Consider the following 10,603-nt stretch of genomic DNA (forward strand, 5'->3'; position numbering starts at 1 on the left):
TACTCCGCATCGCATCCACGACGACAACCAGGAATCGCTGTTTTCCGCCATTTGAAAAGGAGGTGCATAATGAATCGGTCTTCGCCTGCGGCCGGATGGCGCGCTCGACGGTGTTGGAGTCGATTTCGATCCGGCCGTCAGTGAGGAAGCGCTCCAGCGCGGCACCCCGGCCGAGTGCATAGCGGATCGCCTCGGCCGGCTTCGATTTTCCCGACAGCTTGGGCAGCTCCTTTTCCCACAGCGCAAAGAGAGCGGCAACGATGGCGGCGGATTTCTCCTGACGCGCAGTAATCCGTACTGCCGGGTCCTGGCCGCGTACGGCCTCCTCGGCGGCCCACAGTGGGGCCATCTGCGCCACCGTCTGCGAGGCGATAACGGAGGAGCCTGCGGCATGCAGTTCGTAGAACTTGCGCCGCACGTGCGACCAGCACGCCGCCAGCATCACGCCGTCATTGCCCCGATCGGATCGGGCCAGCCGGTTATAGGCGGCGTATCCGTCGACTTGCAGGATGCCGCGATAGCCGTCCAGATGACGGGCGACACATTCGCCGGCGCGGCTGTCCTCGAAGCGGTAGGCGACGATGGGCGGTCCACTGCCGCCAAAGGGCCGATCATCGCGGACATAGGTCCAGAGGTAGGCCGTCTTGGCCTTGCCAGATCCCGGCGCCAGCGTTGGCAGCGTGGTCTCATCGGCGAAGACCCGCTCCCCCTGCTTGATGCGAGCCAGTGCGTAATCGGCGAGCGGCTCGAGCTCGAAGCCGAGCTTGCCCATCCACTGCGCCATCTGTGACCGGTCGATCTCGACCTGATCGCGGGCATAGATCGCTTCTTGGCGGTAGAGCGGCAGGCCATCGGCGTATTTCGACACTGCGATCTGCGCCAGCAGCGCTTCGGTCGGAATGCCGCTTTCGATGATGCGGGCGGGCGCGGCTGCCTGGATGACGCCGTCCCAACCCTTGTAGGCATATTTGGGGCGACGCGTGACGATCACCCGGAACTTCGCCGGGGTGACATCGAGCCGTTCGGAGACGTCCTCGCCGATCAGGATCTTTTCCAGCGCTTCGCAGCCAGCAGGCGTTTCGGGCTCGATAACCACTCGACCCGTTCGAGATGGGCCGCAAAGCCTTTGCGAGGGCGCGGGGCGCGCTTCGCTTTCGAGCCGCCCGCAGACTTCTCCATCTGCGCTTGGATGGCCGCCACGCCGGTTTCGATCTCGTCGAAGACCAGAGCGTACTGCTCCTCGCTCAGCGCACCGGCCCGCAACCTTTCGGAGCGGCTGCCGAAGCGCGCCCGCTCCAGCATCTTCACCACCGCCGTCAGTCGTGCGATCCGCTCCTCGGCGCTCTTGTTGACCAACTCGAGATGCGTATTGTGGGCTTCGAGATCGGCATTACGCTCTTCCAGACCGGCGGCTTTTTCGGCCATGGCAACAACCATCGCCTTGAGCGCGTCAACGTCGTCCGGGAGCGCGAGATCGGGTGCCGACATGGCCAAAATCAGAGCATATTCGCGGGCAATTTTCCCGCGTTTTCAGGCCCCTGATTCATCATGCCGCAGGGTTTTACCCAACCGATTGCGGCCGCCTGACGGTCTCCGTTCGAACCCGTTTCCAGTCCATTCCGTCAACCAGAGCCATGAGCTGAGCATGATTGAGCTGGACCCGGTGGTGGCCGATCCGCGGCCAGCAGAACTTCGCCTCATCCAGCCGCTTGTACCTCACTTGGGAATGCAGACTCTACGAACGCAGTTACGCAATTAGTGCGGATCACGCATCCGTTTCATCCTCTGTTCTCGCGGCTGCTGCCATGTGTCGGCAGGCGATACAATCGGCATGGCGAACGCCTTTTGCTGCAGGCCGACGATACTGCCGTGTGGTCTGTTCCCCCGCAATGGACTGATCTTGCGAACCCGGATCCAGAAGTTGTCATGGGGAATGGGCGGGCGCTCTTGCGTACTGTCGACTTGCTGGAGCTGGCCAGTCTGGTCGGGCGCCTTTCTGGTAAATCGGCTTCGCGATCACTCGACAAGTTGTAAGGATAATTATGCCGCATCTGTAAGGCGGATTATGCCGCAGGAGGGTTGTATGACGAGCATACCCAGCATCTCGGCTACACGTTCAGCATTGATCGCACAAGCCGCCTTGACATCGATGCTAATAGCGGCATAAATATCTTTACGATTATGCTTCTTTCCACACTCGGAGCCGGCGATGTCCGACAGCAAGCGCTCGAAGACGGAGGCCCTCATCGAACAAGGCACCTTCAATCCAAACCCCGAGAAGGTGGGCGATCCGAAGTTCAGCGACAGCGAGTTCTTCGATCCGCACGACGCCGTGCAGGTCAGATACGAGATGCTGCGGCGCGTCTCCGTCGACAACATGTCGGTGACGGTGGCGTCCGACGAGTATGGCGTTTCCAGGCCGACCTATTACCAGGCAAGGGCGAGCTTCGACGCAGCCGGGATTGCGGGACTGGTACCAAAGAAGCCGGGCCCCCGCGGTCCCCACAAAATCGACGACGAAGTCCTGGCGTTTCTTCAGGCGCAGTTGGGCCCGGGCGAACCCGTTCGTGCTCGGGAGCTGGCGAAGCTGGTCCGCCGCGAACTCGATGTCGAGCTTCATCCCAGGACGATCGAGCGGGTATTAAAAAAAACCGGCAGGTGAACATTGCCGCGGCATCGGTGCGTTCGTCGATCCTGTCGTCGGCCATTGCGGCCCAGTATGAGGTGCTGCGCGGGGCAGCCCTCGGCGAAGCTCTGCCTCTCAAGGCTCGTAGCGGCCTCATGCTCTTTCTGCGCCGGGGCATGTGGGGATGGGCACAGACGCTGGCCGCAGCAGCAAATCCCCTGCAAGAACAAAGTCATCCACCGTCGACCGCCTGGCCGACGCACGGCGGGCACGCAGCCGTCGTTCACGTCCTTGCGACAATAGCCATGAGCATCCACGACCGGAGGTCACCATGAATGCGCACCTTAAAGTCCAGCCTCATCACGTCGAACGCAGCGCCTACCTGTACATCCGCCAATCCTCGATGCGGCAAGTCATCGAGAACACCGAGAGCGCCAGGCGGCAATATGCGCTTCGTGGACGTGCGGTCGCCCTCGGCTGGCGGGACGAGCAGATTATCGTCGTCGACAATGATCAGGGTGAATCCGGTGCTTCGGCGGCCTGGCGCGAGGGGTTTCAGCGTTTGGTCAGCGACGTCGGCATGGGGCGCGCCGGGATGGCAGCGCCTGCTGGAGATCTGCGCTCTTGCCGACACCCTGATCCTCGATGAAGACGGCGTCTATGACCCCGCAGGCTTCAACGACCGGCTCCTGCTCGGTCTCAAGGGCACCATGAGCGAAGCAGAGTTGCATGTGATCAAGGCACGGCTGCGCGGAGGCATCCTCAACAAGGCAAGGCGCGGCGAGTTTCGCTGTCCCCTGCCAACCGGGCTGGTCTATGACCATTCCGGCAATGTGGTGCTCGATCCGGACACGCAAGTCAGGGAGACGATCATCCATTTCTTCGAGACGTTCGCTCGCGTCGGATCCGCCTCCCAGACCGTCAAGGCCTTTCGCACGGAAGGCCTTTTGTTCCCGTCACGCCTGCACAACAGTCAGACGGTGTTTCGGCCGCTGACCGCATCGACCGCGGTGCGCGTCCTGAACAATCCGCGTTACGCCGGCGCCTATGCCTATGGGCGGCGACACTATCGGCGCACCATCGACGGCAAGAAGACTGTGCGTGCGCGAACTAATGATGATTGGCCGGCCTGCATTCCCGATGCGCATCCCGGCTATATCAGCTGGGAACAACATCAGGAGAACCTGAAGATTCTCAAGGCGAACGGCCAAGGATATGACGCGGCACGAGCGTCAATCCCAAGAGAAGGCCCGGCGCTGCTGCAAGGTCGGGCGGTATGTGGGCAATGCGGCCGGCATTTCCGGGTTCGCTACGCTGCCCGGCGCGGCCGACAGGAAGCCTGGTACATCTGCGATCGCGCCCATACCTATCGCGGTGACCCCTTGTGCCAGTCGATCGCCGGGCCTCCTGTCGATGAAGCCATCGGCAGGCTGATTGCCGAGCAGATGACGCCGGCCGCCGTCGAACTGGCGCTCGACGTCCGTAAGGAGATCCAAGCCCGGCATGAAGAAGCAGATCGGCTGCGCTGTCGCGCGGTCGAGCGCGCCCAGATCGAGGCCGATCTCGCCCAGCGCCGTTTCATGCTGGTCGATCCCGACAATCGTCTCGTCGCCGACACGCTCGAAGGCGAATGGAACGAGAAGCTCCGTATTTTGGCCAAGGCCCGCGAAGAGCGTGAGCGTGCCCGGGAGCACGATCAATTCATCCTTGATGAAGCTGTCCGCGAGCGGCTGGTCGCAATGACGGTGGATTTCAACAAGCTCTGGGCGGATCCCGACACACCAAACCGCGAACGCAAGCGACTCCTTGCCCACATCATCGAGGATGTCACTCTCGTCAAGCTGCCGGCGGAAGGAACCACCAAGGTTCACGTGCGATTCAAAGGCGGCAAGATCCAGACGCTCACAACCTTGAGCCCAAAATCTTCCGCCCAGCAGGTCAAGACGCAGCCCGGCATCGTCGAACTGGTCGATAAACTCCTCGACGACCACATCTATTCCGAGATCGCAGAACTGCTCAACCAGCAAGGATACCGTCCCGGCGAGGCCGCACGCCGCGGTCACCACACCGCCCGCTTCACGGCCTTGCGAGTTGCCTATCTCGTTCACCAATACAAGCTGCGCTCTCGCTATGACCGCCTGCGGGAACGTGGAATGCTGACAAAACAGGAAGCGGCCGCGCGTCTCAATATCCACGAGCACACCGTCACCCGATGGGCCAAACATGGCCTCATCGCCAGCCACGCCTACAACGGGCACTATTGCCTGTACGAACTTCCCGTTTCGGATCTACCGCAAAAACAATGCAGCCGATGGAACCGGCTCGTCGATCGCGCTGCCGCACGAAGGCAAAATGCCAGCCAGGCAAAAACTCTCAACTGAAGACGAAAGGGACGTAGTATGAATGCAGATCGTTGGCATAAAGACACACGCCGCTGCCGTCCCACCAGACGATCTTGATCCTGTCCGCTCTTTTCGCGCGAAAGACATAAAGCGCGCCGTTGAACGGATCCGAACCGGCATCGCGCACCAGTGCCAGAAGGCCGTCGGGACCTTTTCTAAAATCGACGGGATGACTGGCGACCAACACCTTCACGCCGGCCGGGATCATGCCTGGCGGACCGCCCGGATAATCCTGGCCAAATGATCCTGGCCGACGTCGGCGCCGGCCCGAATGACCACATCGCCCAAACAGATCTCCACTGCCGAAGACGCCGCTTGGGTGACCTCGACAAAGCCAAGCCGATCCGCATCTCGCCGCGGCGTGACCGCACCGCTCTTGATCGCCTTGCTCCGCCAGCCGAACAGCTGGGCCGGCGCCATCCCCGCTTGTCTGGCAATGGCCGATACATTCGCGCCCGGCTTCAGTGTCGCCGCGATCAGCCGCGACTTCGCTTCCGCCGACCAGCGCCGGCGCGGACGCTGCGGGCTTGCCTCCAGTCGGTTGGCAACCGCTTCAAGAACATGGAAACTTCTATCATCAGGCATAGGCGCAGACATAGAAATTGACACTGCAAGCTCCTCGGCTCCTTGCTTCAGTGTCAGTATGTCTCGCTCATCACCTCAAGCCGCGCCAGATGGGGTCAGCTTGGCGCTTACCCTGTTCGAGGATTTGGCGCTGGCCCGTCTCGATGGCCGCTTTCCACGCCTCATCGACAACCTCACCCGCGCACAACTGCTCATCCTCGATGACTTCGGAACCCACTCCCTCACCGATCAACAACGCTTCCATCTGTTCGAAATCGTCGAGGAACGCTATCGCCGCAAATCCACCCTGATCGCCGCCCAGGTCCCAGTGGCCAGATGGCATGACCTGATCGCAGACCCTACCGTCGCCGATGCCATTCTCGACAGGATCGTTCACAACGCCCACCGCATCGTGCTCCAGGGCGATAGCTGCGAAAGCAAAAGCAGCACCCCTCTTGACCGGCACCGAAAACGGCGAAATCAATCATCCATGAACGCAACAAGGCACCCGACGACCAACGCAGCCAAACTGTCCCGACATTAGCGAAACCAATGTCCGGGAATTAGCGTAACCCCTGTCCGCCTTTTGCGAAATGCGCACTCCATGCTCATGAACATCGTCGGGCTGATCGATGAGCGCAAGGACATCAGCCTGAACGAGATGATGGAGCGGCTGGCAGTCGAGCGGTCGACGCATATCGGCCGGAGCGCCTTGAGCGACTGGCTTTCGCGGGTATCCCAATCTTGGTTTGCCTCGAGGCCCGACACGAAGCGGTCCTGACGGCTACATAGGCGCGACCAGAAGCCCTGATCGCCCAGGGTCAGATGCGTTTCCAAACAGTCGGCCAATCCGTTGGACCGGCACGCCCTTTTGCATAGGACAGATCTCTCCAAGCGCCGTTCTACTGCTCCATGCAGGCCCGAAGCGGCGCATCAGCCCTTAACTGCTCCCGCGCTTAGGCCTGCTACAAACTGTCGCTGGATCAGCAAAAACAGAAGGATTGGCGGCAACGAGAACAACACTGAGGCAGCCATAACGAGATTCAGGGGCGTCAAATACTGCCCAACGAATGACGCAACGCCAAGGGATCCCACCCAATTCTCGGGTGAGGTTATGGTTGTCCTTGCTAGCATATACTCGTCCCAGGCATCGAGAAATGCATAAATCGTGGTCGCCGCGAGCCCAGGTACAACCAACGGCCCCGTTATATGGATCATTATCTGGAACCACGACGCCCCGTCAATCCGTGCAGCCTGCTCAATTTCTTGCGGAACACCGTCGAACATCGCCTTCATCATCCAAACGACGACAGGAAGCATGAAAGCGAAGTTTCCAAGGATCAGACCGATCAGCGTGTCTCTAATTCCGAGCTGCACAAAAATCTGGAACAGCGGGATAATTAGGACCAGCGTTGGGATCATCTGCGTCGTAAGTATCAGCAACGAGGAGAATGCCCGTCCTCGATATCGGAAGCGGGAAAGTGCGAAAGCCGCGGGAGTCCCGACGAGCAAGGCCAAAACTGTCGACCCGAGGGACACGATAAGGGTGTTGCCCAACCACAGCGGCAGGTCGGTATTCAGTATAACCGCTATATAGTTATCGAACCGTAAGCCCGGTATAAAATGAGGTGGAACTGCGAATACTTCTTCCGTCGTTTGGAGCGATGTAAGAACCATCCAGTAGACGGGAAATAGCGAAATGATACAAGCTACGACCAAAACCGACCAAAATAACAGGCGCTTCAGCCGCTTCTTAGCTATTCTACGCATCGTTTATTCCTCCGAGCGATACAGAATGGCTAGGTAGATCGCCGAAAACGCTAGGGATATTGCCAGAATAATCGTCGCTAACGCGGCGCCAGTCCCGGGGTGAAAAAAACGAAATACCTCATTATAGGCCCTGATGACGACGTTCTCGGTTCCCCTCGCAGGACCGCCGCCGGTCAAAACGTATATAATGGTGAATGCTCTTCCAAAACTCCATATCGCGACCAGAAGCATAAGAAAGATGCTGATTGTCTTAAGTCCGGGCAATGTAACATGAAGGAATTGTGAGACAGGGCCTGCGCCGTCGACAACTGCTGCCTCATATTGGTCCTTGGGAATCGACTGAAGGCCTGCCAGCAACATTACCATGCCGAACGGGAATGCCTTCCAAACTGAAACTCCAGTGACGGACATGAGTGCGTAGGGATTCTGATTGAGGAAGTCTGGTGCAACGCCAGCAAATGCCATTGTGAGATAACGGAGAACGCCAAATTCGTAGTTGAACATCCATGACCATATTAGAGCGGTTGCAACATATGGTACTGCCCACGGCAAAAGCAATACACATCGAAAAAACCAGCGGCCAGAAAAGTTCCCATGAACCAGTAAAGCGCCAGCGAGGCCAAACGCCCAGACAAGTATTACATTGCCTACCGTGTATATCGTAGATATTGATAGCGCATGATAAAAGTATACGCTTGAAACAATTTCGGCATAATTCTTGAAACCAACAAACGTTGAACCGCCTGAAGAGATATCATCCGATTCAAATGAGGTCTTTATTGCTTCGAATATTGGGTAGAAATAGACGATTGTGAGCGCAATCGCACACGGGAAAAGGAACAGAAACGGAGTCAATTGCTCGCGCCTACTCCAACTTAGGGCGAACCGCCGTGGGGCGTCCTTCGACGACGCCATGGATATTGAAATTGCCTTGGCCATTGGCTATCCTTACTTCAGCATTCACCAACCGGCTCCCACGGGGCCGGTCAGCTATGATATCAGTTCGCCTTTTTACCAGAAACGAACTTTTCAAGTTCAGCTTGCAAATCGTTGGCAACCCGCTCGACATCCGCGTTATTGAACAGTATATCTTCAATAGCAGGTCCAATAAGGTTATAGATCTCAGGACCGTATTCCTCCATCCCCTCGGGCGCATAGGATACAGCATGGTCCCCCGCCTCGACAAACGCCCCGAACCAAGGATTTTGATCCACGAACCCAGTCGGAATCGAGCCTTTAACAGCGGGAAGTGCTTTGATAATCTCCACAACGCTCCTCTGCATTTCGGGCTTTAAAAGGGTAGCGATGAATCGTCCGGCTGCATCTTTGTTTTTTGCAGCTTTTGGTATGCCAAGGAAGACGGTGACCGCGGCTGCCTGCTTTCCAGGAAAAGGCGGTATGGTGGCCTCTATGTTCTCGTAGGTCGCCTTGTTCTGCTCGGCAGCAAAGCCCACGAGAAAGGGCCCAACGATGAACGACGCAATTTTGCCGTTGATAAACAATTGCTGGGCTGCTCTGCTATCGACTCGGGGTACAAAACCGTCATCATAGACTTTCTTGATGAATCTTAGGGCTGCGATTGTTTTTGGGTCGTTTGCCGTTGGCTGGCCCGCCTTAAACCAACTCCCTCCGAACCCTAGGACGATCGGCGCGGTCTGGAGATAAGCATCCTGAGCAGGCCCGCTCGTCGACAGACTATAGAAGCCAAATTGCTGCTTAACAGGGTCTCGAAGCTTCTTTAACGCAGCAAGGAATTCATCGAGGTTCGTCGGCACGGCCACGCCGGCGTCTTTCAGTAGCTTTCCATTCACCAGTAGAGCGCGCGGATTTGTCTGAAATGCAACGCCGTATACGTGACCATCTCTGATCGCAATTTTGTGAGAAGCGCTCAGCCGATCAGGGGACACGCCAGCCATTGCTAGATACTGATCAAGAGGCTCCAGCAGCTCCTGCTTAACGTAAGAAGCCATTTCTGGGTCAAACAGACTAACGATGTCAGCAGGACTGCCGGCTCGTACTTCCGAATACTGTTTGTCGAAAAAACCATCATATGGAACGGAGATTGACCTAAGCGCGTCCCCTAGATTGTCCTTTTCAAACTTCTCCTTGACCTTGTTAAGAAGTGCAGCGTTCGCGGATTCTCCCCACTGCCAGGAGGGATAAGTAACCTCAGCGGCTTCCGTCGCACCGCAAATGCCTAAGGCGATGGCGTAGCCCATTGCGAGCAACAGTCTAGTTCCCTTCATTGCGTTCTCCTTCTGCCTACCAGAATTTGCTGCGACTGCCGAAAAACTCCATTCCTATGAGAACGCTATTCTATCTACACTAGATTGTCAATGCTTTTCTGCAGGAGCAGCAACGGTGGACGACGATCCAGTCAAATCTTCCCCTAAGGAGGCGGTCCCGGCAAGGGCTGCATCATTGTCGTCGCAACCGCACTTCTCGATCGCCTGCTTCACCATGCGGTCGTCGTCCAGGTCGAAGGATCGAGTTATCGGCTGCGCCAGCACGCCGAGCTCATGCCCGAACACTTGCGATCAAAAGCCTCCATCACAAAATGGCTCCTTCGTCACCCGGTCCGTCAAATCAGAGCACCCGGCGCGCCGCGGCACTGCACATGATGGCCCGGCAGATCCGCGATCCTGGTCACGACTGCAAGAATTGAGCCCGCCTGATTCCTAGGGATGGGCCGAACGCGTCAAAACAAACCGACGAGAGTCTGGCAGGGCTCCATCGGGCGGGATGGTACCGGACGTCCACGAGGCTGGCCGCGATTTAGTCCGTGTCAAGCGACGCCGGAAGTTGACCCCTTGGGCGACATGAAGAACTGCCCCCTTATTGGTTGGCGGTTGCGGTTAGTTGTTCGGGCGTCATCGACCATATTGGTACGATGCCGTTGTGACCACCGCAATCCTGGATCGCTTGCTCGATCATTGCAGCGTCATCACCATTCGCGACGCTCCCTGAACGGGAGGCGGTATGCAACCGCGGATGAGAGCATCTACGTGGGGGTAAGGGCCTCTGGCCGCGGCGCCAGAGGCCCGTTACTCCATCCAGTTCCGTGCGGCTTCAGCCGATCGATCTGGTTGCTGCCAAGCGATAGTGTGCTGAAGGTTCTGCAAAAAGTTTTGGAGAGAGAACGGCTCTTGCTCTGAGGGGCGAGCGGCCATGGCACGGTGGTGACGTTGCGATCACCGATTCCCGTGGAAGGGGAAGTGCCATGACCAATCGAGACGTTAGA

Annotated in this window: 11 protein-coding genes and 3 pseudogenes; 7 read left to right on the top strand and 7 right to left on the bottom strand. The window is 58.0% G+C overall.

The features are described 5' to 3' along the window. Together tnpC and tnpB (NKI39_RS33510) are read right to left on the bottom strand one after the other, a co-directional pair. Positions 1-1,488 (bottom strand): annotated as a pseudogene (gene tnpC / locus NKI39_RS33505) (IS66 family transposase); the annotation flags it as partial. A 73-nt stretch (positions 1,489-1,561) separates the two neighbouring features. Then, positions 1,562-1,720 (bottom strand): IS66 family insertion sequence element accessory protein TnpB, encoded by a 159-nt coding sequence (gene tnpB / locus NKI39_RS33510; protein WP_352458948.1) that lies wholly within the window; start codon positions 1,718-1,720, stop codon positions 1,562-1,564. A 38-nt stretch (positions 1,721-1,758) separates the two neighbouring features. On the opposite strand from tnpB (NKI39_RS33510), the gene NKI39_RS33515 reads away from it, so the two are divergent. The 4 genes from NKI39_RS33515 to NKI39_RS33530 all read left to right on the top strand — a co-directional run bounded on the left by NKI39_RS33515 (position 1,759) and on the right by NKI39_RS33530 (position 5,007). Continuing rightward, positions 1,759-2,034, top strand: a complete 276-nt coding sequence (locus NKI39_RS33515; protein ID WP_352496118.1) for a DUF5372 family protein — start codon at positions 1,759-1,761, stop codon at positions 2,032-2,034. A 175-nt stretch (positions 2,035-2,209) separates the two neighbouring features. Then, positions 2,210-2,662: a helix-turn-helix domain-containing protein gene (locus NKI39_RS33520; protein WP_352458899.1), complete on the top strand. Its 453-nt coding sequence runs from the start codon at positions 2,210-2,212 to the stop codon at positions 2,660-2,662. Positions 2,663-2,957: 295 nt separating this feature from the next. Further along, positions 2,958-3,275 (top strand): recombinase family protein, encoded by a 318-nt coding sequence (locus NKI39_RS33525; RefSeq protein WP_352837340.1) that lies wholly within the window; start codon positions 2,958-2,960, stop codon positions 3,273-3,275. Between the two features lie 61 nt (positions 3,276-3,336). Further along, a complete protein-coding gene (locus tag NKI39_RS33530) occupies positions 3,337-5,007 on the top strand; it encodes a recombinase family protein (RefSeq protein WP_352837344.1) in 1,671 nt (556 codons plus the stop codon). Here the strand turns inward: NKI39_RS33530 and tnpB (NKI39_RS33535) are convergent. Both tnpB (NKI39_RS33535) and NKI39_RS33540 read right to left on the bottom strand, forming a co-directional pair. Further along, positions 5,000-5,236, bottom strand: a complete 237-nt coding sequence (gene tnpB / locus NKI39_RS33535; RefSeq protein WP_352458498.1) for an IS66 family insertion sequence element accessory protein TnpB — start codon at positions 5,234-5,236, stop codon at positions 5,000-5,002. The two genes, NKI39_RS33530 and tnpB (NKI39_RS33535), sit on opposite strands and share 8 nt — an antisense overlap. Continuing rightward, complete coding sequence (locus NKI39_RS33540) at positions 5,233-5,613, bottom strand: transposase (protein WP_352837348.1); 381 nt, start codon at positions 5,611-5,613, stop codon at positions 5,233-5,235. The genes tnpB (NKI39_RS33535) and NKI39_RS33540 overlap by 4 nt, the downstream gene beginning before the upstream one ends. A 112-nt stretch (positions 5,614-5,725) precedes the next feature. Between NKI39_RS33540 and NKI39_RS33545 the strand changes: the two are divergent. Next, positions 5,726-6,086: pseudogene (locus NKI39_RS33545) on the top strand (ATP-binding protein); the annotation flags it as partial. A 110-nt stretch (positions 6,087-6,196) separates the two neighbouring features. Further along, positions 6,197-6,373, top strand: a complete 177-nt coding sequence (locus NKI39_RS33550; protein WP_352837351.1) for a hypothetical protein — start codon at positions 6,197-6,199, stop codon at positions 6,371-6,373. A 152-nt stretch (positions 6,374-6,525) separates the two neighbouring features. Here NKI39_RS33550 and NKI39_RS33555 read toward each other — a convergent pair whose 3' ends face one another. The 3 genes from NKI39_RS33555 to NKI39_RS33565 are packed head-to-tail and all read right to left on the bottom strand — an operon-like array spanning position 6,526 to position 9,608. Further along, positions 6,526-7,362, bottom strand: coding sequence for a carbohydrate ABC transporter permease (locus NKI39_RS33555; RefSeq protein WP_352516335.1), 837 nt, complete (start codon positions 7,360-7,362; stop codon positions 6,526-6,528). 3 nt (positions 7,363-7,365) lie between these two features. Beyond that, entirely contained in the window at positions 7,366-8,301 is a 936-nt protein-coding gene (locus tag NKI39_RS33560) for a carbohydrate ABC transporter permease (protein ID WP_352837354.1), read from the bottom strand. A gap of 59 nt (positions 8,302-8,360) precedes the next feature. Further along, a complete protein-coding gene (locus NKI39_RS33565; protein ID WP_352837357.1) occupies positions 8,361-9,608 on the bottom strand; it encodes an ABC transporter substrate-binding protein in 1,248 nt (415 codons plus the stop codon). Positions 9,609-9,785: 177 nt separating this feature from the next. Between NKI39_RS33565 and NKI39_RS33570 the strand changes: the two are divergent. After that, positions 9,786-9,983 (top strand): annotated as a pseudogene (locus tag NKI39_RS33570) (ATP-binding protein); the annotation flags it as partial. Between the last annotated feature and the right edge of the window lie 620 nt (positions 9,984-10,603).

This window comes from Mesorhizobium sp. M0664 (genome assembly GCF_040320565.1).
Lineage (GTDB): Bacteria > Pseudomonadota > Alphaproteobacteria > Rhizobiales > Rhizobiaceae > Mesorhizobium.

Coding starts and splice junctions, on each gene's coding strand:
- NKI39_RS33555 (WP_352516335.1), bottom strand. CDS start 7,362: ATGCGTAGAATAGCTAAGAAGCGGCTGAAGCGCCTGTTATTTTGGTCG.
- tnpB (WP_352458498.1), bottom strand. CDS start 5,236: ATGATCCCGGCCGGCGTGAAGGTGTTGGTCGCCAGTCATCCCGTCGAT.
- NKI39_RS33550 (WP_352837351.1), top strand. CDS start 6,197: ATGCTCATGAACATCGTCGGGCTGATCGATGAGCGCAAGGACATCAGC.
- NKI39_RS33540 (WP_352837348.1), bottom strand. CDS start 5,613: ATGCCTGATGATAGAAGTTTCCATGTTCTTGAAGCGGTTGCCAACCGA.
- NKI39_RS33525 (WP_352837340.1), top strand. CDS start 2,958: ATGAATGCGCACCTTAAAGTCCAGCCTCATCACGTCGAACGCAGCGCC.
- NKI39_RS33560 (WP_352837354.1), bottom strand. CDS start 8,301: ATGGCCAAGGCAATTTCAATATCCATGGCGTCGTCGAAGGACGCCCCA.
- NKI39_RS33565 (WP_352837357.1), bottom strand. CDS start 9,608: ATGAAGGGAACTAGACTGTTGCTCGCAATGGGCTACGCCATCGCCTTA.
- NKI39_RS33530 (WP_352837344.1), top strand. CDS start 3,337: ATGAGCGAAGCAGAGTTGCATGTGATCAAGGCACGGCTGCGCGGAGGC.
- NKI39_RS33520 (WP_352458899.1), top strand. CDS start 2,210: ATGTCCGACAGCAAGCGCTCGAAGACGGAGGCCCTCATCGAACAAGGC.